Source organism: Nostoc sp. CHAB 5836, assembly GCF_020829445.1.
GTDB lineage: Bacteria > Cyanobacteriota > Cyanobacteriia > Cyanobacteriales > Nostocaceae > Nostoc.
The window spans coordinates 1-25,163 of sequence record NZ_JAIVFV010000022.1; the positions used below are offsets into that span (position 1 = coordinate 1).

Below are 25,163 nucleotides of genomic sequence, written 5' to 3' on the forward strand. Positions count from 1 at the left end.
ATAAATCTGATTAATCGTAAAAGACCTGGAAACACCAATAGGTAAGGCGATTAATTTAACACTTGCCTCTTTGGTGCTAATATCATCAGGAATTTTTGTGGCAGAAACATATAATATTCCTGATTATATGCGGTTTGAGTTGAATGTCACTGATACTGCGATCGTCATCATCTTCGCAGTGGAATATTCACTCCGTCTGTGGAGTGCAGAAAACAAAATTAAGTATATTTTTAGTTTTTATTCGATTATTGACTTAATGGCGATTTTGCCATTTTTTCTAGGAATGGTGGATATTAGCTTTATTCGCCTACTGCGATGGTTTCGGATTTTACGATTAATCAGATTTATCGATCGGAAATTTTTATTCGCCAGTATCAGCACTGAAGATGGGATGATTTTTGCGCGAATATTATTTACATTATTTGCAATTGTTTTTATTTATTCTGGCTTAATTTATCAAGTCGAGCATCCGGTTAATCCTCAAAATTACGGTACATTTTTGGATGCATTTTATTTCTCTGTTGTCACAATGACAACTGTCGGATTTGGCGATGTTATTCCCATTTCTGAATTAGGGCGTTTGCTAACAGTATTGATGATTTTTACAGGAATTGCGCTAATTCCTTGGCAAGTGGGAGATTTAATTAAGCGAGTAGTGAAAACTGCTAATCAGGTAGAAACAGTTTGTTCAGATTGTGGTTTAGCTTTCCATGATGTAGATGCTGGGTTTTGTAAAAGGTGCGGGACTAAGTTACCTAGTCGTAGAGTTGATTGACAGAGTAAGTGGTGGCGGCTACGGAATTTAGAGAGCGTTTCTTTGCTAATCCCGAAACCGTTGGTGCAGAGTTAGGGTTGAGTTGCGATGAAGCACAAAAGTTAGCTCAACTTGATTACCCTTAGGTGTTGAGAATAATAGACATCTGGTAGAAATTAAATATGCGTTACCCAGAACCCTTGTAGAGACGTAGCACTGCTACGTCAAAACAATTCTTTTTCACCAGATGTCTAATATATAGGACTTAGGTAAGTGTCACAAAAAATAAAAGCTTTTAGTTTGTAGTCAGGGCTTCAGCCCTGATTTTGAGGACTAAAGTCCTCACTACAAACTCCAAATAATATGCAGGGCTATTTCATTCTCATCTAGCCCGCCTCAGAATGAATTCTGAGTCTAATAGCGAAAGTCGTCTAAAGACGACTGAAAAAAGGTTATAGTCCGTTTTAACGGACTTTAGCTATGAGCCAGGAACTTCAGTTCCGGGTGGTTTATGTCTAGAATGAAATACCCCTGAGTTGTCCTCACTGTTCAGCTATTATTTATTTGTGATTTTTCACGGTTTCCCCCTTCCCGCGTCGGGAAGCTTGCTCTGGGGGTTAATCGTTAGCTTTCCCACATGACCTGAATTGTCAGATATTTATTTTAGTATGGGTCAAAGGGCGATACATGACACATATATAATTGGTTTAACTTTGATTTAAAGCAAAGAAATATGAGTAATTTTAACCATTCTCAGCATCGAAAAGACTATATCATCCTATTAACAATTTGGCTGATAGCATTAGCTATAGATAGAACTTGGTTTTTCTTAGATGAATCGATTCCATCCTACGATCAAAGCGCACATTTAACGACAGCATTACACCACTATAGAATTTTTCAAAACTTCAATATCTTCTCAGGAAATTGGTGGTTATCTCTGTGGCAATTAACTCCAAGTTATCGCGCTCCTTTTGTATATATTTGCACTGTACCATTTTTGATATTGTTTGGACGTGGATCAGACCAAGCAAGTTGGGTAAATTTATTGTATACTGCGATGATTATACTTTCAGTGTATCATTTAGGTAATTTTTTATTTAAAAATCGAAAAACTAGCATAACTGCCAGCATGTTTTGCCTGTTATTTCCTGTTTTGGGAATTATGCGGACAGATTATTTATTAGATTATGGTTTGACAGCAATTGTTACAGTAACTTTCACAATTTTGACGATTTGGAAAGATAGTTATATTGGGTTTGTATCATGGGTGTTAACTATCATATTGGGCGGAGGAATAGGTTTAATCTTGTTGGCTAAACCTACAGGTTTTATTTTTATTTTAGTTCCTAGCATTTGGACATTAATTAGTTTTATTAGAAAACGTAAATTGATCAAGCTAATTCAAACTTGCTCATCTTTGACGATAGCTTGGTTAATTTGTGGTTCTTGGTATCGCTTAAATTGGTTAACGATTATTACATCGGCATTAAATGCTAACCAAGTCGGAAAAGGGGAGGGTGATCCTTCTCCCACAAGTATTGCTGGATGGTTATACTATCCACAGATCATCCCAGAAAGCGTCGGTTTACCAATATTATCTGTGAGTATTGGTATTTTGTTGGTTTATCTAATTAAATCTCGATTTACTATTGATTTAATTCCAGGGAATCTCCATAAATCGGCTCGAATTTGGTTATTAGTTACCTTAGTAAGTAGCTATATAATTTGTTCTTTAGGCACAAATAAAGACGTTAGATTTATTCTGCCATGCTTTCCTATAATTAGTTTAATTTTGGCGGATTTCTTTAACTTAATTGAGAATAGATATTTTGATAAACTGAGATTAGCCACTCTACTATTAAGTAGCGTAATTATACTCAATAATTTGTTTCCATTACCCCTAATTCAAGCATGGGGTGGTAAACATTTACCTAATAATGATGGTAAGAAATATCCTCTGGATAAACTCATAAATAAAATCATCGAAACCAATCCATATTTAAGGTCAACTTTAGGTGTAATTCCCGTTTCTACACCTCAGATAAATGAGTTTACTTTAGATTATTTTGGCACATTAGCAGATTTTCGGGTATATGGCAGAAAATTAACAACGAACTTATCTCAGGTAGAGCAAGATTTACAAAATTTTTCTTGGTATGTCACCAGAGATAATGAACCAGAGGAACCAGGAGAAAGGGGAGAGACTAAACGAAAATTAAAATCTTTAGTTGAATCTTCTACTGATTTGAAATTACAAGGCGATTGGATATTGCCTAATGGAGATAAAATCCGATTATATCATCGCAAAAATCCTTATGTAGTTGTTGAAAAGTTAAGTAATAGTCAGTCTGTAATAAGGCTAGAAAAAGTTGCAATTTCTCAGCAAGCAATTTTAGATAAAAATAACCCTGTGACCTATGAAATAACAGGCTCATGGGATGATTTGCAAAACGGTTTATTACTATTAAAATGGCAAAATAGCCAATCATCTTGGTATCATGATCATGCCATTGGCTTGGGTAATTTATACTGTGGGATCAAATGTCATCCTGAAGGAACTTTCCGGGTGAAAGAAGCCTTAGCCACATTTATTCCCAAAACACTACCGCTAGGAAAATATCAACTATCAGCGCTCTATTTAGATAGAATAAACAACAAAATCACATCTTTAAATATCCCCGATATTACTGTCAATGTGACAGATGTAGGAACAGTAGAAAAATTGCCACCTTTAGACTTGGTTACCCGAACTTCACAACTAGCACAAGAATTACAACAGGGCAAATTAAATAATATCTTTGTACAAATAGATAATTTTAATCAATATGATCCTACTCAAGATTATTTAAAACAAATTGATTCTGCGGCTAATTATCGTCTGCAAAGAGAGCCAAATAACTTAAATTGGCGTTACACTCTAGTTTTATCACAACTTTTACAGCGCCAAGTCCCAGAATTAATCCAAAATTTAATAGAATTAACTAAATATGATGCTCAAAATCCTTATACATGGCTTTATTTAGCTTTTGTTTATCTATATAACTTTCAACCTGCACAAGCTGAACCAAAATTAGCGATCGCAGAACAGTTAAAACCAGATATGCCCGAATTAAAAACTTTAAAATCTGTCATAAATATTATGAAACTTTTGCCACTACAATGGTTTGCCACCAAGGAATAGGAGTAACCTCAGTTGGTGAAATACTCCCATTGATCTAGCTAAAATTGCAAGTCTGGTTTGGATTTGGGAGGTTGACACAGCCAAGTAAGCGATCGCCAGACAAGTATTGGAACCATATCTGTCGTCAGGAACATTGCTTATAGGTGTCAACTAAGGTGAAAGTTATGTCCCGCAAGGAACTGAAGTTCCTTGCTGATAGCGAAAGTCATCTAAAAGATGACTAAATAATCGGAAAAATCTTTAGTCTACTTCAGTAGACTTTAGCTATTAGCCTTGAACTTTAGTTCAAGGCGGGTGACGTAGTTCAAGGCGGGTGACGAAGCCAACAGATAGGCATTTCCAGCTTCAGTTGACACTAATGAGCATTGTTCCCTACCCCGTGGTCTATTTACCTGAAATATGATATTGTCCTTAGATTTTCAACCTAATATAAATAATTTTAGTTGCTGATTGTTAACATTTAAATAAATATTAACAATAAAATAAAAAAGTTAAAATAATGTCAACGAATTTGATAGAAAAAAATATTAAACCTGTGCAAAAGTAGAGATAATTTTGAGAAGACGAAAACAATAAAAACCATTTACTTGGATAAGGTTTGATGCCGAGAAACTGCTCTGACTTCAGGGGAGGATTCATAAATGAAGACTCCAGGTCATAAACCTGAAGAGGAATCGGTTGCGAGCAGATGATGAGTGAAATAGAGAAAAAGTTAAGCGCGAGGACATAGATTTAGTATGGCTAATAGCAGTGGAATCACCGCAGCACGACGTTTGAGTGAAAAGTTACCTTCACCGCTCAAGCGTTTGGCAGATTTGGCTTATAACTACTGGTGGAGTTGGAGTGGCGATCGCATCTCCCTATTCCAAACAATTGATCCCCAAGAATGGGAACGTTGTGGGCATAATCCAGTAGCGATTTTAGAGTCTGCAAGTTATGAGCGTTTGACACAATTAGCAGAAGACCCATTTTACTTAAAGCAGATATCGGGTCTAGCACGTGAGTTTGACCAATACATCAACCAGCAAGATACTTGGGTGAGTCGAGTTGCACCGCAAGTATCCAAAGAACGCCCCATTGCCTACTTTTGCGCCGAATTTGGGATCCATGAATCCCTACCCGTCTACTCCGGTGGCTTGGGCATTCTCGCCGGGGATCACCTGAAATCATCATCAGATTTGGGTGTACCGATGGTTGGTGTTGGCTTGTTGTATCGCCAAGGTTATTTTCGGCAACGCTTGAACCGTCAAGGTTGGCAAGAAGATTATTATATTGACAACGCCTTCCAGCAGATGCCCCTGGAGTTAATTAAAAATGAGCAAGGGGAACCGATAATTATCGAGTTACAAGTTCGCCAGAGGTTTGTGAAAGTGCAAATCTGGCGAGTGCAAGTTGGGCGAGTAACATTATATTTATTAGATAGCGATCGCAACGATAATGATCCCATTGACCGATGGCTAACGGGACATCTATACGGCGGTAACTTGGAAACCCGCATCGCCCAAGAAGTCGTTTTGGGAATTGGCGGTGTTCGCGCCCTACACGCTTTGGGAATTGAACCTTCTGTCTATCACCTCAACGAAGGACACGCGGCATTTTGCACCTTAGAAATTGCGCGGTTAGAAATTGAGCGGACTGGTAAATCGTTCTACGACATTGAAGCCAAGGTGCGAAACAGTTGTGTATTTACCACCCATACCCCCGTTCCCGCCGGTCATGATGTCTTCTCTCCCGATTTAATAGATTCTTTCTTTGCCAGCTATTGGCCGCAATTGCGACTGTCCCGCGAACAATTTTTAGCACTGGGTGCAAGGCGACTAGGCGATCCTTGGGAACCCTTTGGCATGACCGTTTTAGCATTACGGATGTCTCGTGCTTGTAATGGCGTGAGTGAATTACACGGTGAAGTTTCCCGTAAAATGTGGACAGTTCTTTATCCGCAGCGATCGGAAGACAAAGTACCAATTGGTTACATTACCAATGGCGTTCATGCACCCACTTGGACTGCACCTTTGTTGGCTGACTTATATAACCAATATTTGGGAGAAGATTGGAAAAGTCGCGCCGTTGATCCTAAGATGTGGGCTAAAGTTGACGAGATTCCCGATAAAGAATTGTGGTCACGGCATCTCATCCTCAAAGAAAGATTGATTGCCTTCACCCGTTCTAAGGTGAAGAAAGCGCGAGAGTTGCGCGGCGAAAATTATGAACTGATTCAAGCAACACAAAACTTACTCGATCCCAATGTATTGACCATTGGATTTGCTCGACGCTTTAGCCCTTACAAGCGTGGGGATCTGATTTTGCGCGATGCTGAACGCGCACTAAATATTTTTGGCCATGCTCAACGTCCAGTACAAATTATCTTTGCAGGTAAAGCCCACCCAGCCGATGAAGAAGGTAAGCGGATTATCCAACGCTTAATGGAGTGGTGCCACAATTCCGGGATTATCAACCGAGTCGCTTTTATTGAAGATTATGACATTTACACCGGTCAAAAATTAGTGCAAGGTGTGGATGTTTGGTTGAATAATCCCCGTCGTCCCTTGGAAGCCTCTGGTACAAGTGGGCAAAAAGTCTGCTTTAACGGCGGTCTTAATTGCAGCGTCTTGGATGGCTGGTGGTGCGAAGGCTACCAAGCAGGGCCAGATGGCAAAGGAATTAACGGTTGGGCAATTGGTGAAGATGCTCATACCAGCGATCAAGAATTGCAAGATCGGATTGATTCGCGATCGCTTTATCAGCTATTAGAAGAAGAAATTGTTCCTCTATACTATGACCAAGATCCTCAAGGTATTCCCCACCGTTGGGTGCAGATGATGAAAACTTCCATTCAGACAAATGCGCCGTTATTCAACACTGACAGAATGATTGCCGACTACGTTTCACAAGTCTATGTCCCTGAGATTTCTAAGAGCGTACAACCGATTTTAGCTAAAGTTCTGCTTTGACATACCCACACCTTTAAGCATTTCTTTCTTCTCTCAGTGTCCTCTGCGCCTCTGTGGTTCGTCAAAAAAATTGACTTTGACAAAGCATTTTAGCCTTAACCCAAGCGTATTGACTTATAGCGGTTCTCAATTGCATGGAATACAGACCTAACCCCGGCCCCTTCCCTTCTAGCGTTAGGGAGTAAGATTCAAAGCCTCTCTCCTTTTAGGAGAGAGGTCAAAACTGTACTGCACCCAAGGGAGAACCGCTATATTATCCAATTACCTCAGCAGTCTTCTTCTTATCCAACTTGAGAATCAACACTCCCAAAGGTGGCAAACACAAATCCAGCGAATAGGGACGACTGTGCAAAGACCAATCATCCGTCCACTTACCGCCTAAGTTGCCCATATTACTGCCACCATACTTACGCGCATCACTATTAAACAACTCGGTATAAAATCCCTTTTGGGGTACACCAATACGGTAATGAGAATGGGGTTGTGGTGTAAAATTGCAAACGACGATCGCAAAATCATCAGAATCGCGATCGCGACGGATAAAGGAAACTACACTATGGCGATTATCGCTACAGTCAATCCACTCAAACCCAGGTTCAGCAAAATCCTGGGTGTACAAAACTGGCTCAGAACGATACAGATGGTTCAAATCCTGGAAAAACGTTTTTAACTGTTGGTGGGGTTCATGCTGTAATAAATGCCACTCCAAATCTGCCCAAGCATTCCACTCACTCCATTGCCCAAACTCCATGCTCATAAACATGGTTTTCTTACCTGGGTGAGCAAACATATAGCTAAACAAACAACGCACATTAGCTAACTTCTGCCATGTATCCCCCGGCATTTTGCCAATCATATTGCTCTTACCATGCACCACTTCATCGTGGGACAGAGCCAGCATGAAGTTCTCGCTGTGGTTGTACCACATACTAAAGGTGATGTTGTTTTGGTGGAACTGACGGAACCAAGGATCCATACTGAAGTAATCCAGCATATCGTGCATCCAGCCCATATTCCACTTCAGATTAAAACCCAGTCCGCCTGTGTAGGTAGGCCAAGATACCATTGGCCAAGAAGTAGATTCTTCAGCAATTGAGAGAATACCGGGGAAATAGCTAAAGATAATATGATTTACCTGACGCAGAAAATCTGCTGCTTCTAGGTTTTCTCTGCCGCCGTACTTGTTGGGTAGCCATTCTCCTGGCTTGCGGCAATAGTCGTTATAGAGCATCGAGGCAACAGCATCGACACGAATCCCGTCAATGTGGTACTTATCAAACCAGAAGAGGGCATTTGCTGCCAGGAAATTACTAACTTCATGGCGACCGTAGTTGAACACCAAAGTACCCCATTCTTTGTGTTCACCTTTGCGGGGGTCAGCGTGTTCGTATAGGTGGCTGCCATCAAAGAAAGCTAAACCATGTCCATCTTTGGGAAAGTGACCAGGAACCCAATCTACAATTACCCCTATATCATTTTGGTGACATTTGTCAACAAAATACATGAAATCTTCGGGGCTGCCAAAACGAGATGTAGGGGCATAGTACCCAGTTACTTGATAACCCCAAGAACCATCAAAGGGATGTTCCGCAATGGGCAGCATTTCTAGATGAGTGTATCCTAGTTCTTTAACATAGGGAATGAGTCGGTCAGCTAGTTCCCGGTAGGTCAGGAAGCGTGCGCCCGGTTTCAGTTCAGAAACCACAACTACAGCTTCCGTTTCACCATTGGGGAGTTTAGCTGGTTGGGCACTCGAAGCGTGTAACCAAGAGCCTAAATGCACTTCATAGACTGAGACAGGCTCTTTGAGGGGGTCAGTGCGACGCCGCTTTGCCATCCAGTCTTCATCACTCCAGCTGTAAGCATTTAAATCAGTGACAATAGATGCCGTTTTCGGGCGGGGTTCCTGCTGGAAACCGTAGGGATCAGATTTTTCGTAGATATGTCCTTCAAAATTTTTGATTTCATATTTGTAATGCTCCCCCACACCAATTTCCGGAATAAACAATTCCCAAACTCCGGTGGGCCCTTTACGCATCTGGTGTTTACGCCCATCCCAGAGATTGAAATCTCCCAATAATGAAACATTACGAGCGTTGGGTGCCCAAACAGCAAAATAAACGCCTTTAACCCCGTCTATTTCCGTGGAGTGCGCTCCCAGTTTTTCATATATCCGGTGATGATTGCCTTCACTAAATAAATGTAAGTCAAAGTCTGTCAAGTGGGGAGAACGGAAAGCGTAAGGGTCATAAGTGACACGCTCATGTTCCCCCTCTTTAATCTTTAACTGGTAGTTTGCCAGTTCTGTGGTTTCAATGGTGCATTCAAAAAAGTGGGGGTGATGCACTGTTTGCATTGGGTATTCCTTCCGTTGTTCAGGAAGAACAACCCATGCTGCACTTGCATTTGGTAGATAGGCTCGCACAGCCCAGACAGTTTTACCATCTTTTTCTATGGGATGAGAACCTAATATTTCAAAGGGATCGTTATGCTGATTCCAAACGATGCTGTTAACCTGTTCAGGGGCGATCGTGGTCATGGACATGAAGCTACCTAAGTAAAATAACGTGATTGACTAAATCTACTTTTTTAATATCTATATATATTCTTTACATTTATTTGCAATTTTGTCGCCACCGTCATCCTACATCAGAATGGGACATTGGGCACTTGTACTGCCCTTAAGAGCGGGACGCACTCGCGTTCGACTACGTTCACCAAGCGCGAACGCGAGTGCGTCTCCAAGAGTTGTCGAACGTGAGTGCCTGGGTTACCCGTAGCTCTGCCATTGGCGCAGCCTAAGAAGAGAAGGGTCGAAGTATTGAGCATTCCACAGAGGACAAATGACAAATGACAAATAACAAATAACTAAGTTTATCAAAAATTTAAAAATGGGAAAAACTGAAGTAACGTTTTACGCAAGCGAAGCAAGAAAATCTGTTCGCGAATTTTGGGGTCTAGTTTTGGTGGCGGGGCTTCTTGCAGCTGGGCTTGCAATTGGGCGTATTCGGCAGCTGTGAGAAATTTTCCATCAATAGGCGATCGCGCTTCTATGATCATCTTTGTCCGTAATATTTCTTCTGGTGTATCCTCCGGTGGCGGTAATGCTATTACCTCTGATTCCCAGTCGCTACTTAATATAAATAAAGTTGCACTAATCACAACTAACATAAGTAATTTTATCGCATTTTTCGCTTTAACTCTCCCCATATGCTGAACTCCGTTCACAACGCCGGATGAAAATCTGTTTTCTCGTGTTCCATAGCCCATACCCAAATTTTCCCAATAAAAATCTGGCAATATCAACGGACATCACCAGGTCTCTCCTGATACGGAATAGACTACAGGGAATGCTCAAGAGCAATTGCCAGCGATCGTGATAAATTGTTTTGCCCTCTCAAAAGTTAGTAGTCTAAGGAATTCCAAATCCAAAACGAGGGAAGAACCTTGTCCACAAAATGGCTTAGATTCACATAACTCAATTACCTTGGGCTGGGAACAAGGTTCGACAAGCGGGAATTTCCGGCGGACACTTGGTTGAGGACGTAGCCCTCTTTACCAGTGTCCTCTATTTCATGCCCTACTTAGCTGATATTTGAGCAAACTCTAGGCTCTGATACACCTACACTAGAATGTAGGTTTTTACCTGAACCTGATTAATTCAAGCTATGTTCTAGTTAAGGAACGCTGTAACTAAGCAGTTCTGGGCGTGATTTCAACTAAAGTTTAAGATGAGTTTAAGATGCCTTATCTAGGAGTAACAGTGGGAGTCGCTGCGGGAGTAGTAGCAGGAGTAGACCCAGCAGGAGGTGCATCAGTTGGTTCACCTGTAGCAGCTGGAGTACTAGTACCAGTACCACCACCACCACCACCTTCACAGGCTCCGAGAATTGCAGCCAGACTTAACATTAGAGCAAAACCAAAGATTTTTGTTTTCATAACTCCTCTTTCACCAATTATGGCTAGAACAATTTTTCGCCTGTTCAATACGATACCCTATTTATTGCTTTTTTTTAAATTCTGCGAGATTACATCCTTAAAAAAACAATTTTTTGGGGTATTCTTTTTAGGATTACCTATCATACAGTCATCTGATTAGTTTCTCTTAACTCAGGAGGAAAACGGAAACTACCAAATTCTCTACTAAACTCAGCCATCATAGCAAAAAATTTTATTTTTTTCAAAGAGTATTGCACCTTGCTACCCGACGTTGCCATACTTTAGGTGCGATGCCTAAAGAGTAAGCTGTCCAGTTGCTAATCGCTGATTGCAAACATTGCAATATCTAGGGGATGCAAACATTGGTACAGCTACCTATCAAAACAGTTAAAAGGGTGTAGTGTGTTATGTGTCCTTTTTGCACAGAAGGTAATTTTAACCTCAGCAAAAACAGACAATCAAGACAATCAATCTAAAGTACAGTATTTCCCATCTAAAAAAAACTTATGGTAGTTGCTCGTAAATCTACTGTTTCTACAAGGGATAATTGGTTCCGGCGAGATTCTATCTTTTCTTTAGGGAGGCGACCCTCTGCGCGTATGCAGTCAGCAGCACGGAGCGCTTTGACCCCACCTACCCAAGCTGCACCACTATCCTCTCAAAGACAACAGCATTCCTCGAAAAATCTAGCGGTTTCTTCCAGGAATGAAGCAATTATGCCCAAATCAGTGAAAGAGTTGGGTAGACAACAAGTGCCAAATCTCAATGAGCAGTTGAATGTGAACCCCAAGAGTGCAAGGGTAGGTTTTCTTCGCCTTCCCACAATGGCTAATTCTGGAGCGACACCTTTGTGGTTGCTGCGCTTATACACTTTTCATCGTTATTCGACAGTTTTGGCGTTCTCGTTAGTAGCATCAACACTTGCTGTTTACGGCTGGACGGTATATTCTCAAGAACTTTGGGGTCAGTCATATAGCAGACTGCAAAAGCTCCAACGTCATGAGCGCCTGCTAACAACAACCAACGCGACGTTGAAAAATAAAATGGCTGATGAAGCAGAACAATCAACAGCAGGGTTGGTATCGCCAACTCCTGAAGGGATGATTTTCTTGCTTCCAGCATCTCAAAGTCCTAAGCCAGGATCATCTAATACAACCCCAAATTCGGAAACACAACAGCAAACACTCTTCCCACTGGGATACTAATCGGATCATAATTTGTAATTCGTAATACCTCGGCTCCCTTAAGAGCGGGACGCACTCGCGTTCGACTGCGCTACTTCGGCTGCGCGGTTCCTGAGCGTCTCGTAGAGAAGACGCCTTCGCGCAGCGTCTCGTTAGAGAAGGACACAGGGAGAGCGTCTGGGGTCTCCCCAAGTGGAGCATCTGGCGTGTGGGGTAAAATGAGTGTGAATGAGCTTTCTGACTTAAGTTGACACCAATGACGTCTGTGTGCGCTAGTGAAGATTGTGGTTCAAATAGACATCTCCCTTGGGCTGACGCTTACGGAACGCCTAATTTTCCTGTTCCCTGTTCCTGGATTTCTCACCACATCTCATTAATTAAATAAGTAAAGAGTAATAAGTAATGAGTAATAAGTAATGAGTAAAGAATCTTACTTATTACTTATTACTTATTACTTCACCCGCGAGGGGAGCAGGGGAGCTTGTGAGAAATGCGGGTGTTCCCTGTTCCCTTTTAAAAAAGACAAATGACAAAGGACGAACCCAATGGAGAAGTCACCAAGCAGAAGAAAATTTAGAAAGTTTCGCAATCGAGCATTCACAAGACAACAAAAGGGTTATAAACGAGGGTTGTTGGGAAAATTAGCCTCTAATATCCAAGACCAAAGATCCAAAACCAAGTCTCGACTGTTCATCGTCTGGGGCGTATTAATGGCATCAGGGTTGGGATTGGGTGTCAATTTGTATAACTTGCAAATTGTCAAGGGGCCAAAGCTAACAGAGCAGGCACGAAGCCAGCAAATGGTGAATTTGCGACCTTTTATGCCACGTCGCCCGGTGGTAGATCGCAATAGCAATTTTTTGGCAATTGATCGTCCTGTATATACTTTGTACGCTCATCCTAAGCTGTTTGATAAGTCTAATGAAGAGATGGCAGGGCAACTTGCCCCAATATTGGCAAAAGATACTGCTGAATTGGTAAAAACTTTTCAAAGCAAAAGAAGCGGAATTATAATTGCTCCAGCCCTACCGGAAGAAATGATCGATCGCGTCATCTCTTTGCGCTTAAATGGCTTGGAGTGGATTCAAAAATACTCCCGATTTTATCCGGCAGATGATTTGATTGCTGATGTGGTGGGTTATGTGAATCTTGACCGCCGTGGTCAAGCAGGTGTGGAATACTCTCAAGAGAAGTTGCTAGAACGTCCTGTGCAAGCTGTGCGGCTCAGTCGGTCGGGTAATGGGGCCCTAATGCCTGATCATGCCCCTGAAGGTTTTTTGCATTTTGATGATTTGCGACTGCAACTGACTATCGATAGCCGTCTGCAACGAATTGCTCGCACTGCGCTCAAACAACAGATGGAGAAGTTTGACGCTAAACGTGGGGCGGTAATTGTGATGGATGCGTTGGATGGTTCCTTACTCGCCCTGGTTTCTGAGCCTACTTATAACCCTAATGAATACTCCAAAGCTAATATTTCACTGTTCAAAAACTGGACGGTGGCAGATCTTTATGAACCGGGATCGACTTTTAAGCCTTTAAATGTGGCGATCGCTCTGGAAAATGGCGTAATTAAACCAGATGATGTATTTAATGACTCCGGTTCTATTGGAGTAGCTAATTACACCATCAAAAATGCGATGAAAAATGCTAATGGGCGAATCAGCATCGCTCAGATTTTGCAATATTCCAGCAACATTGGCATGGTGCAAATGATCCAGCGCTTAAAGCCTTCAATTTACTACAACTGGCTAGAACGTTTGGGGCTAGGACAAAAAGTTGATACAGATTTACCTTTTGAAGTCGGTGGCCGGCTCAAAAGTCAAGAAGAATTTATCGCTTCGCCAATTGAAGCAGCTACTACTTCCTTTGGGCAAGGCTTTTCTATGACACCGTTACAGCTTGTGCAAATGCACGGAGCTTTAGCCAATGGCGGTAAGTTGGTAACACCCCATGTAGTTCGAGGGCTGATTGATAGCAAAGGGCAAACTCATGATTCACCCACTCACACCATCCCCCGCCAAATTTTCTCAGCCGCAACAACCCAAAAGGTTGTGGAAATGATGGAAACTGTTGTTACTGAAGGGAGCGGGAAGGCGGCACAAATTCCGGGATATCGCATTGCTGGTAAAACTGGTACAGCCCAAAAAGCTAGTCCTAATGGTGGTTACATTAAAGGTGCTAGAATGACCAGCTTCGTGGCTATTTTGCCCGTGGAATCTCCTCGCTATGTAGTGTTTGCACTGGTGGATGAGCCAAAAGGAGAAAGTGCCTATGGTTCTACCGTCGCCGCGCCAATTGTGAAGTCGGTAATCGAAGCGCTGATTCCTCTTGAGGAGATTCCGCCAAGTAAGGCGATCGAGCAGCAGAAGGAAGCGCCGTAGGGAAGGGGGAGATATATGGATAAGTAGGTCGGCGCAATTAAAGCTAACTGGCTAAGGCTGTCATTTGTCATTTGTCATTGGTCATTGGTCATTGGTCATTTGTAATTGGTCATTTGTCATTGGTCATTGGTCATTGGTCATTTGTCATTGGTCATTGGTCATTTGTAAGGGTTTTAAGCTTATTTACGTTTCGTAACATACTTAGTTTTTTTGCACCAACGTACTTATAAACCAATACGGTTTATTTAAGTATTTCCTCCTTCTCTTTCTTTCTCTCTTCTCTCTGTGTTCTCTGCGCCTCTGTGGTTCGTAAAAAAAGAGTTTCAGCCCTTTTGTGAACCGTATTGACTTATAGACACAAATCTTTTCATACTAACGCGCAATAACCCAGAACTAAAGTTTTTATTAATACTTCTTACATAGCTGCCTTCTCCCCTCAGCGCTGGAGCCTTTTTTGTAAAAAAAAAGGTGGACAAAGATGCCCGCCCCACAAGAAGTAGTTGGATATTTTTTATTTGAAAGTCATTTTGTAATAAAAACTACTATTGCTTACCGGAAATTACGAGGATTTAGACGAACACCGTTAGGCTGAGACTGACGACGAATTGCAACACCACTCCGCAATTTGTTTCCAGTACCACCATCTTTTGCATCGAGGAAAGGTTTCAGATTAATCCCACCTCTAGATGAACTAACCCGATTATTGCCACTGCCTAGAAGTGTCCGTCCTAAATTATATAATTCGTTGGCTCCACTACTACGATCGCCATAAGTGTTAACGGCGATGGTCTGTTGTCCACTGTCAGCAGTAGTCAAGTTCTGAAAAACACTATTGCGGATCACATAGGGGTCTTTCCCACGCGGAACTGTCAGCACAATTCTACAGGTTGGATTAGCTTCAGTTGTGACGCAGACTATATTCTCGTTATTTTCTACAGCTGTCTGGAGTTCTTGTAAGCCATCTGGACGATAAAGTTCTAAACGACTGGCGATCGCACCACAACGCCTTTGGGCATCCCAACCACCGCCCAAAGCCGCAGGCGCCGCCCAAGGAAAGAATTGTCCTGGTTGACTTTGTGGCTGATACATCACAGTGTACTGATTATTGTAAGTCTGACAGGTAAATCGAGTTGTACCGTCAACTGAGGGTGAAGGTGGTATACCTGTTGATGTGTCTATTGGAACTGGTGCTGATGTACCACGTGATGGGATTGTTGGTACTATTACACCATCGCCAGTGGAATCAGATTGCGCCATTGCTGCAAAATTGCTTAGACACAAAGATAAACCAACACCGGCTAAAGATATCAATCGCAGCAGTTTTGGTGACATAAATCATCCTCCAGTAGAAATCCATCGGAAATTGATAGTTCAAGTGACGAATAATTCTGGTTTTTGATTCATCAAAAATGCTATTTTTTTCCTCTGTTGCTTTTTTCTGGCGCTGTTTCTCAAACAAAGCTCACTGCCTTTGGCCTGTTTCATCCTCTGCCTTTTAAGGTCAGGGCTTTCACACTCCCATTAAGTTTTTTGTAAAAAATCATTCAGAAATTTAAAGTTTTTTTTATTACCTAACTAAAAATTCGGGTATTTACTTAGGAAAGCATCTGTGATACTTTCATCTTGATCATCATAAATTAAGATATCGCACGCTAAATTTCATCAGAGCCTCTCTATGGCTTGATTTGATCATGAATACCCATGCTGCATACTTGCAATCCTAAATATTAATTTTAAGATAGTATAAACTATGTAGGGTGAACTAAGTGGTAACTTGTCCTCGATCTATTTACACTATTTTTCTTTTGAACAACGCATCACAGTAGGAACTCTGTCAGGTGAGTGGAGGTATGCAATTATCCGATTTTTCTCTGTATTTTGACGTATTTATTCACTGGGAATGCTACACAATCTTACCAGTGAGAGTATAAAACCAAACACTTTCATTGTCAAGAAAAGAGATGCTGCCTAATATTTTCCACCTGATTGCTCACTTTTACCTTTGACTTGTTTGATATGACTTATATTAAGAACACTTTTGTCGAATTTGTCACCACCCTAGAAGGGTTTGATCAGTTACCAGATGCGGCGATCGCTAATCTATCAGAACAGCTGCAAGCCTGGCGCTATCGCCTCGGTCAGAAAATCATCGGTAAAGAAAGTCTCCCAGAAAAGATCACGATCATTTATGAGGGACAAGTGCGCCTGTTGGGATACGACCCTCAGACGCAAATGCCAATCACCCTGAAATTACTGCAACCTGGGGAAATTATCGGCGAAATTGGTTTATTGCGCGATGTCGCCTGTGAAACAGCGATCGCCTCTACTGAAGTAGTATGTTTAAGCTTGAATGCATCGGCATATTTTAGTTTTCTGGCTTTATACCCAGCTTTTGCCGAAGCTCGCAAGAACCGCAGTTATTTGATGGAAGTTTTTGATGTTGTCAGTTCCTATTGGCAAAAACAAGCGATCGCTACTTTAAATATCAGAGAACTGGCCCAAAATGCCTTACCACAGGCAAAAATACATTACCTCCCTCAAGGAAGAACTTCATTCAACCAACTAGATAGCCAAAGAGTCTGGTTTGTGAGTGGCGGCGGTACAGTCACGAATTTCTCACCTGGCGATCGCCTAGAATCAGACGATGATAGAGACAAGATTGAGGTCATAAGTCAAAACCCCACACGGTTAATTGGGATACATCCGTCAGATTTGATCTTGGAAAATGGTGATCAGATAGAACTTGTGGTAACTGATACTAAATCAGATAGTGCAGAGGAACTAGATATCCCCTATGCATCAGACGAAGTAGTTCCACAAGCAGCCCCCGATACCTCAAAGAGTTCGGGAAAAAAGAAATACCCGTTTTTTGGTGGTAAGGGAGAACTAAATACAGCCTTCGCCTGTTTCCAAATGATCGCGAAACACTTAGGAATTCCCTTTCGTCGAGAGGTGGTTCGCCGCATCTTAACTGAGCAAGTCAAACGTCAGGGCACTATATCGTTTCAAGTTAGTGCTTATCTGGCAGAGTCAATTGGACTTAAGGCGCAGTTGATAGAGCTACCAATCGCTTCAGTGACGCGCATTCCGACACCGGCGCTGATTCGTTATGGTGATAATTTTGCCGTTTTATATGAAGTAGATGCAAATACCGTGGTTGTGGGTGTCCCATCCCAAGGACTTGTGCGCTGCAAACCGGCTGAATTGGTTGAAAAATTAGATGTTGACCCAACCGACTTTCCGCCCAAAGTTAGGGTATTACTCCTGAATGCTACCAATCAAACGCCGCAAGAACGTTTTAGTTTACGGTGGTTTATACCCTATTTGTCGCGCCACCGTCGAGTCCTGATCGAGGTCTTTATCGCTTCCTTTTTCGTACAGTTAGCAGCCTTGGCAAATCCGCTAGTTGTTCAGCTAATTATCGACAAAGTTATCACTCAAAATAGTATTGGCACACTACATATTTTGGGGATTTTGTTATTAGTAGTCGGACTATTTGAAGCAGTGTTGACTACTTTACGAACCTACTTATTTGTCGATACCACTAACCGGATCGATATGGGTTTAGGGTCGCAAATTATTGACCACTTGTTACGTTTACCACTGCGCTACTTTGAACGCCGACCGGTGGGTGAACTTTCCACTCGGATCAACGAATTAGAAAATATTCGCCAATTCTTGACTGGTACTGCCTTAACAGTCGGGTTAGATGCTCTATTCTCGCTGGTCTATATCGGTGTGATGCTGATTTACAGTTGGCAACTCACCTTAGTCGGCTTAAGCACAATTCCAGTATTTGTGATTATCACCTTAGTTGCTTCTCCGACCATTAGTAGACAGTTACGTGCCAAAGCCGAACGCAACGCCGAAACTCAATCTTATCTAGTGGAGGTGATGTCAGGAATTCAAACCGTCAAAGCGCAAAATATCGAACTGCGATCGCGCTTTTCCTGGCAAGAGCGTTACGCTCGTTTTGTCGCTGCTGGTTTTAAAACAGTTGTCACTTCCACCCTCGCCAATTCTACCAGTAACTTTCTCAACAAACTCAGCAGCTTACTAGTTTTATGGGTGGGAGCTTATCTCGTACTCCAAGGAGAATTAACTTTAGGCGAATTAATTGCCTTTAGAATTATATCGGGTTACGTCACCAGCCCAATATTGCGCTTGGCTCAACTCTGGCAAAGCTTCCAAGAAACTGCCTTGTCTCTAGAGCGTTTGAGCGATATTGTCGATACACCACAAGAAGGAGAAACAGACCGCTACAATATACCCTTACCTACAATCAAGGGAGCAGTGAAATATGAAAATGTTTCCTTCCGTTTTGGGACGAGTGGCCCTCTGCAACTTTCTAATGTCAACCTGGAATTTGAGCCAGGGAAATTTGTCGGCATTGTCGGACAAAGTGGGTCTGGTAAAAGTACGATGATGAAATTACTGCTCAGACTTTACGAAACTGAGTCTGGCAGAATTTTGATTGATGGTTATGATATTGCCAAAGTAGAACTTTATTCGCTAAGACGACAAATTGGTGTAGTTCCCCAAGAGACATTATTATTTGACGGTAGCGTTCAGGAAAATATTGCCCTAACAAATCCTGATGCGACAACCGAAGAAATTATCGAAGCCGCTCAAGTTGCGTGCGCCCACGAATTTGTCATGAACTTACCCAACGGTTACAACACACGGGTGGGAGAACGCGGTTCTGCACTTTCAGGTGGACAACGACAAAGAATTGCGATCGCCCGATCTGTTTTACAACGACCAAAATTATTAGTTTTAGATGAAGCAACTAGCGCATTAGACTATCCCACAGAGCGGCAAATCTGTCTCAATTTAGCCAAAGCATTCAAGGGTGATACAGTATTTTTTATTACCCACCGACTAAACACCGTGAGTAATGCAGACATGATTGTAGTCATGGATAATAGCAGGGTTGTCGAAAAAGGCAGCCATCAAGAATTAATGGCTGTAAAAGGTCATTATTTTTACCTGTATCAGCAACAAGATGTGAACTTGTAATTAGTCATTGCTAGAGGCAAAGATTTTTGCCATTGGGAAACATTGCCTAGGCTACAAAAAATCCAAAATCCTTTGACAGAACGCTCACGACAAATCCAAAATTCAAAATTGTTATGACTCAAATTAATGGGAATCACGTCAACGGCAATCATAAAAACGGAGTCAAGCAAGATTCACGAGTACTTACAAAACAACAAAAAGCTGCTCAAGAGTCTTTAATTAACTCAAGCACTAATGAATTTGAGCAATCAATTGTCCTGCGCCAATCTCCAATTTGGTCGCGGACAATCATGATCACACTAATGGGTCTAGCTTGTTTTGCAATTGCTTGGACTTATTTGGCAAAAATTGAGCAAGTAGTGCCAGCAACAGGGCAATTAAAGCCACAAGGAACAATTAAAGAAATTCAGGCTCCTGTTAGTGGAGTAGTGAAAACAGTCAACGTCAAAGATGGACAACGAGTAAAGCCAGGAGATTTGTTACTGACTTTTGATTCCATCGCTTCTGTTGCGGAATTAAATTCTTTGAATAAAATTCGCCTTGCATTAATTAAAGAAAACGAGGCTTATCGCCGATTGATGGCTGCAACTACGGCCACAGGCTCTGAACTATTATATTTACGCGATAATTTACCACAAGAAACTGCTTTTCTGCTGAAAAGTCGGGCAGCGTTAGTAGGAGAAAATGAATTATTACGGACTCAATTAAAAAATTCCGGACAAGATTCTGGATTGGGAATTGATGAGCAACAACTTCTACGAGTTGCCAAACAGGAATTAGACTCTCGAACTTCAGCAGCCCGCTTGGAGGTACAAAAAACCAAAAAACAACTAACTCAAAATCAAGTCAAGCTGGAAGCTAGTAAATCAAGTTTAGCCATTCAACAGCGCATTTTAGATAAACTGAAGATATTAGCAGAAGAAGGTGGAATTTCTCAACTTCAGTATCTCAACCAGCAAGAAGAAGTACAAAACCGCACAGCAGAAGTAGCGCAACTAGGAGAGGAACAGAAACGCCTCCAGTTTGATGTAGAAAAAGGACAACAAGAGTTAAGTAATACAGTAGCTGTTTCTGATAAAAACATTTTGGATAAGATAGCTGATAACAAACAGCGTATTGCGACAATTGATAGCCAATTCATGAAGGTTATACTGGATAATGAGCAGCGTTTAGCAGATGTAAATAGTAAAATATCTCAATCGCAGTTAAATGTTAAATATCAAGAACTGCGTGCGCCTGTAGCTGGAACAGTTTTCGATTTGCAAGCAAAAAACCCTGGATTTGTCGCAACTCCAACTACAAAACTGCTGCAAATTGTCCCCAATGAAAACTACATAGCTGAAGTTTTCATCACTAACAAAGATATTGGTTTTGTGGAAAAAGGCATGAAGGTAGATGTCAGAATTGACTCCTTTCCTTACAGCGAGTTTGGCGATATTAAGGGAGAAGTGACTGGGATAGGCTCAGACGCATTACCACCAGACCAAACACATCAGTTTTATAGATTTCCGGCAAAAGTCTCACTAGAAAGACAATCCTTAGTGATTAAAGGTAAAAACGTCAACTTGCAATCAGGTATGTCCATCACTGCCAATATAAAAGTACGCGAAGAACGGACTGTGCTTAGTTTATTCACTGAGATGTTTACCAAGCAAGTTGATGCTCTAAAACAGGTACGCTAATTTGTAAAAATGATGTCTAAGTAGGTCGGCGCAATTAAAGATAACTGGTGATGGCTGTCATTTGTCCTTAGTCATTCGTCATTGGTAATTGGAGTTTAGACTAAAATTACCTATGAAACCTCCAAACCTTTATCCGCCAAGGCTTTGATGATTTATAGGTTTGTTCTGATTCCGAAGTTTAAAATCCCTACTACACAAGGGTTGTAGCCTTTAAAAAAGAATTTAGTCTAAACTCCAGTGGTAAGGGTTTCAAGCCTATTTACGTTTGGTCACATAGTTATCAGTTATCAGTTAATTTTTCCGTTGGGAGTTAGAGTCCCCCATATCTCTGGCATGGCGTGTTTGGTGTCGTGGTCAAATCTCCGCACTGTTACTGTGATAACTGATAACTGTTAACTGTTCACTGATTTAATGCATCGGCTACCCTACACTAATTACTTAACACCAGATAATAAGCCAAACCTAACTAACCCGCGCTCATAACCGCGACGCATCAACCCCAGCGATAACGCCCCTTGAATGGTAGTCCAACCGGCATTTAGTAAGCCCCAAAGTGCTTGGGGAGTGAACGCCGAATCAATTACTACATTCCAAAAGGGAGCAACGGCGGTTGACCAATCGGCGGTGCGGATATTATGTAATGGTAGTTGAAGTGCGATCGCTTCATACTCTGGCAAAGAAATCACATAAGGCAAACAATACACCCGATAAATATCCTGTAAGTGCTTTTCCTCATCCGCCGTCAGTGGTAACTTATTAGTTGGTCGATGACACCATGTCACCATAATTAACTTACCACCAGGTTTTAACACTCGGTAGCACTCCTGAAGAAACTTAGTTTTATCTGGCATATGTTCACCACTTTCGAGCGACCAAACTAAGTCAAAAGAATCGTCAGCAAAAGGCATTTCTTGAGCATTAACCACATGAAACTGAGTTCTCAGACTCAAATTCGCTTCCATTGCGCGTTCCGTTGCTCTGGCAGCCTGCACAGGACTCAAAGTAATCCCTGTAGCTTGAGCATTAAACTTTTCTGCCAAGTATAAAGAACTGCCACCAATGCCACAACCCACATCGAGAATATTTTCTGCTGCTTCTACCCCTGCCCAATTGAGCAGTTCTTCGATTAAATCAATTTGAGCCTGACGACGGTCTTTTTTCTGGCTACCATCAGCCCCATAGTAGCCGTGGTGCATATGTTCCCCCCAAATCTGTTCCCACAGACCAGAGGAAGCATCATAAAACTGCTGAATTTGCTGGTAAAGTGTTGCACTCATTAAAAAAGTAGTGTTGAGACGAAGTACAATTCAAAAAAAACTTACTGGTAGGGTACCATATATGTTTTTAATTAAATAAGGGTATTTTTGTTTTAAGGAAAGTAAACCGGGATTTATTCTTCTGATAAAAATTTCTCAGTTTTACTTTAACAAACTGCTCTTCCTCAATTTTATACCAATCCTCTCAAGAAATATACACATACAAGAGATGTAAACCCAGATTAAATCTAACTTTCTTAATTACGAATTACGAATTACGAATTACGAGTTAATTATGACTGTCGCTCGCACAATTTGTTTGGGATTTCTGGCTGTCATCGCTATCGGGGCTATCCTGTTGATGATGCCTTTCTCGACTAGCAATGGTACATGGGATAACCTGATTGTGGCACTCTTTACCTCAACATCCGCAGTTTGTGTCACAGGTTTATCAGTAGTTGATCCTGGGACTTATTTTTCCTTTTGGGGTCAGTTATTTATTGCCCTATTAGCTCAAATTGGCGGGTTGGGCTACATGACGACTACGACATTTCTGATTTTGCTCATTGGTCGTAAGTTTGATATGCGGCAAAAAATAGCTATTCAACAAGCTTTAGACCGACCGGGAATGAGTGGTAGCGCCCAAGTGATCCGTTCAATTATTGCCACAACTTTAATTTTTGAAATTACAGGAGTATTCTTACTTCTACCAGCTTTTGTTCCCGAACATGGATGGAGTAAAGGACTTTGGTTAGCAATTTTTCATAGCATCAATGCTTGGAATAATGCTGGTTTTAGTTTGTTTAAAGATAACTTAATTGGATATCAGTCATCCTTATTAGTAGTATTCACCATCACCATGTTGATTATCTTTGGAGGAATTGGCTATCAGGTAATTTTGGAAATGTACCTTTGGTTGCGCGTAAGTGCAAAGCGACTTGTCGATAGACATCGCATTCTCAAAAAAACTCAACCCCAAGTATTTACCCTAGACTTCAAAGTGGCAACTAGCACCACACTGATATTACTAATAATAGGAACAATAGCCTTTTTTTGTATAGAAATCAGAAACCCTGAAACATTTGGTTCTCTAAGTTTACGTGACCAGATATTAGTAGCTTGGTTTCAATCAGTTACTCCCAGAACAGCTGGTTTTAACACCATCGATGTTGGCAAAATGACCACAGCAGGTCTATTTATTACGATTGCACTGATGTTTATTGGTGCAAGTCCAGGTGGTACGGGAGGAGGAATGAAAACAACAACTCTGAGAGTGTTAACCAGTTGTACTAAAGCGATTCTCCACGGAAAAGAAGAAGTTTTGTTGTATGATCGCAAAATAGCAATAACTTTAATTTTGAAAGCTGTGGGTGTGTTGGTGGGTTCAGTGGCAACCGTGATTTTAGCCACCATTTTAATTAGCCTCACAGATCCAACATTAGATTTTATTCAAATTTTGTTTGAAGTGGTATCAGCCTTCGCCACTGTCGGGCTTTCTACAGGCATAACAGCAACTATATCTACAGCAGCAAAGCTGATCTTAATTGTTACTATGTACGTTGGACGAGTAGGTGTTTTACTGCTGATGTCTGCTGTACTAGGAGACCCCCGCCCTACTAGAATTCACTATCCTGAAGAAAATTTACTCGTGGGATAAGCTAATCGGCATTTAAGTTGCATAAAAGCAGGGCTGAAGCCCTTACTACAAGCGAATCATTCTGGAAAAATAAATGACGATTAGCTTAGTTAGAGCAGAGGGAGTGGGGAAGAAAGAATAACCATGCCTAAACTGATAAAATATACATTCTAAGGCAAAAATAAAATTTTTAATTCAAGCGGTATAACCGTTTTTTGCCCTAAATACAGGGAGCCATCATAAGGATAAAAAGGGTGAATCTGTCATCATTAAGTTTTTTTCGGAGTTTACGTAAAGATAACCACCAATTTGCTGTAATTGGGTTAGGTCGTTTTGGTCGATCTGTCTGTTTGACACTGCACAATTTTGGTTATCAAGTGCTGGCAACAGATATTGATGAAAAACGAGTTTCAGAAGCATTGACTGAGGGAATCGTTGGTCATGCTTTGCAACTAGATTCTACAGAACCAGCTGCACTCAAGGAAGCTGGAATTTTTGAATTTGATACTGTAATTATCGCGATTGGTAACTATGTTCAGGAAAGCATTATAACCACCCTAAATGTGAAAGAGGCTGGTGTACCCCACGTAGTTGCCAAAGCTTCTAGTGAAGTTCACCGCAAACTGTTGCGGCGGGTAGGAGCAGATCATGTTGTTTTCCCTGAGTATGAAGCGGGTTGTGCCCTAGCGCGTACACTGACAAAACCAGCAATTCTAGATCGGTTTGACCTCGACCCAGATAACAGTATTGTAGAGTTGATTGTGCCTGATGAATTTCACGGCAAAACGATCACCGAACTTCAACTTCGTAACCGCTACGGTTTAAATTTACTAGCGGTGAGCCATGATGGTAAATTTCTAATTAATCCTGACCCCACCAAGCGTTTAGAACGTGGTTCAGCAATGGTAGTTATTGGTTGCAATAAAGATATCAATCGTTTGCCGATTTAACAAAGTTAGGAATTGGGCGATAAGTAGCGATCGCAGGCTTTATTTGACCTTGTTCTTGCAAGGCCATCGCTAAGTTAAGTAGAGCGACGCAAATAAAGCTAACTGGCTAAGGCTGTCATTTGTCATTTGTCCTTCGTCCTTCGTCATTTATAAGGGTTTAAAGTGTATTTACGTTTTGTAATATTGTTTGGTTTATTCTTGCCGACTTACTTAAAATAAGCATT

15 protein-coding genes are annotated in these 25,163 nt (G+C 41.4%); 10 read left to right on the plus strand and 5 right to left on the minus strand.

Annotated features, from left to right (window positions below; all coding sequences use genetic code 11):
• Positions 1-13: 13 nt before the first annotated feature.
• From LC605_RS06815 to glgP, 3 genes are all read left to right on the plus strand, one after another.
• A complete protein-coding gene (locus LC605_RS06815; protein ID WP_229546848.1) occupies positions 14-775 on the plus strand; it encodes an ion transporter in 762 nt (253 codons plus the stop codon).
• Positions 776-1,487: 712 nt separating this feature from the next.
• Positions 1,488-3,938: a hypothetical protein gene (locus LC605_RS06820; RefSeq protein WP_229546803.1), complete on the plus strand. Its 2,451-nt coding sequence runs from the start codon at positions 1,488-1,490 to the stop codon at positions 3,936-3,938.
• A gap of 737 nt (positions 3,939-4,675) precedes the next feature.
• Positions 4,676-6,889 (plus strand): alpha-glucan family phosphorylase, encoded by a 2,214-nt coding sequence (gene glgP / locus LC605_RS06825; protein WP_229546804.1) that lies wholly within the window; start codon positions 4,676-4,678, stop codon positions 6,887-6,889.
• Positions 6,890-7,142: 253 nt separating this feature from the next.
• Here glgP and glgB read toward each other — a convergent pair whose 3' ends face one another.
• From glgB to LC605_RS06840, 3 genes are all read right to left on the minus strand, one after another.
• A complete protein-coding gene (gene glgB, locus LC605_RS06830; RefSeq protein WP_229546805.1) occupies positions 7,143-9,434 on the minus strand; it encodes a 1,4-alpha-glucan branching enzyme in 2,292 nt (763 codons plus the stop codon).
• Positions 9,435-9,766: 332 nt separating this feature from the next.
• Positions 9,767-10,060: a hypothetical protein gene (locus LC605_RS06835; protein ID WP_229546849.1), complete on the minus strand. Its 294-nt coding sequence runs from the start codon at positions 10,058-10,060 to the stop codon at positions 9,767-9,769.
• Between the two features lie 576 nt (positions 10,061-10,636).
• The gene (locus tag LC605_RS06840; protein ID WP_229546806.1) at positions 10,637-10,828 is read right to left on the minus strand and encodes a hypothetical protein; all 192 of its coding nucleotides are present in this window, start codon (positions 10,826-10,828) and stop codon (positions 10,637-10,639) included.
• A gap of 506 nt (positions 10,829-11,334) precedes the next feature.
• On the opposite strand from LC605_RS06840, the gene LC605_RS06845 reads away from it, so the two are divergent.
• From LC605_RS06845 to LC605_RS32830, 3 genes are all read left to right on the plus strand, one after another.
• Positions 11,335-12,033: a hypothetical protein gene (locus tag LC605_RS06845; protein ID WP_229546807.1), complete on the plus strand. Its 699-nt coding sequence runs from the start codon at positions 11,335-11,337 to the stop codon at positions 12,031-12,033.
• Positions 12,034-12,557: 524 nt separating this feature from the next.
• The gene (locus LC605_RS06850; RefSeq protein WP_229546808.1) at positions 12,558-14,396 is read left to right on the plus strand and encodes a penicillin-binding protein 2; all 1,839 of its coding nucleotides are present in this window, start codon (positions 12,558-12,560) and stop codon (positions 14,394-14,396) included.
• Between the two features lie 64 nt (positions 14,397-14,460).
• A complete protein-coding gene (locus LC605_RS32830) occupies positions 14,461-14,592 on the plus strand; it encodes a hypothetical protein (RefSeq protein ID WP_267868441.1) in 132 nt (43 codons plus the stop codon).
• A 353-nt stretch (positions 14,593-14,945) separates the two neighbouring features.
• Here LC605_RS32830 and LC605_RS06855 read toward each other — a convergent pair whose 3' ends face one another.
• Positions 14,946-15,728, minus strand: a complete 783-nt coding sequence (locus LC605_RS06855; protein ID WP_229546809.1) for a COP23 domain-containing protein — start codon at positions 15,726-15,728, stop codon at positions 14,946-14,948.
• Positions 15,729-16,412: 684 nt separating this feature from the next.
• On the opposite strand from LC605_RS06855, the gene LC605_RS06860 reads away from it, so the two are divergent.
• A complete protein-coding gene (locus tag LC605_RS06860) occupies positions 16,413-19,415 on the plus strand; it encodes a peptidase domain-containing ABC transporter (RefSeq protein WP_229546810.1) in 3,003 nt (1,000 codons plus the stop codon).
• Positions 19,416-19,528: 113 nt separating this feature from the next.
• Positions 19,529-21,097: an HlyD family efflux transporter periplasmic adaptor subunit gene (locus LC605_RS06865; RefSeq protein ID WP_229546811.1), complete on the plus strand. Its 1,569-nt coding sequence runs from the start codon at positions 19,529-19,531 to the stop codon at positions 21,095-21,097.
• Positions 21,098-21,531: 434 nt separating this feature from the next.
• On the opposite strand, the gene LC605_RS06870 is transcribed toward LC605_RS06865, so the two are convergent.
• Positions 21,532-22,374 carry a methyltransferase domain-containing protein gene (locus tag LC605_RS06870; RefSeq protein ID WP_229546812.1) on the minus strand — a complete coding sequence of 281 codons (843 nt, stop codon included), beginning with the start codon at positions 22,372-22,374 and terminating at the stop codon, positions 21,532-21,534.
• A gap of 274 nt (positions 22,375-22,648) precedes the next feature.
• Here LC605_RS06870 and LC605_RS06875 point away from each other — a divergent pair, with 274 nt between their 5' ends.
• Complete coding sequence (locus LC605_RS06875) at positions 22,649-24,010, plus strand: TrkH family potassium uptake protein (RefSeq protein ID WP_229546813.1); 1,362 nt, start codon at positions 22,649-22,651, stop codon at positions 24,008-24,010.
• 233 nt (positions 24,011-24,243) lie between these two features.
• Positions 24,244-24,939, plus strand: coding sequence for a TrkA family potassium uptake protein (locus LC605_RS06880; protein ID WP_229546814.1), 696 nt, complete (start codon positions 24,244-24,246; stop codon positions 24,937-24,939).
• Positions 24,940-25,163 lie beyond the last annotated feature (224 nt).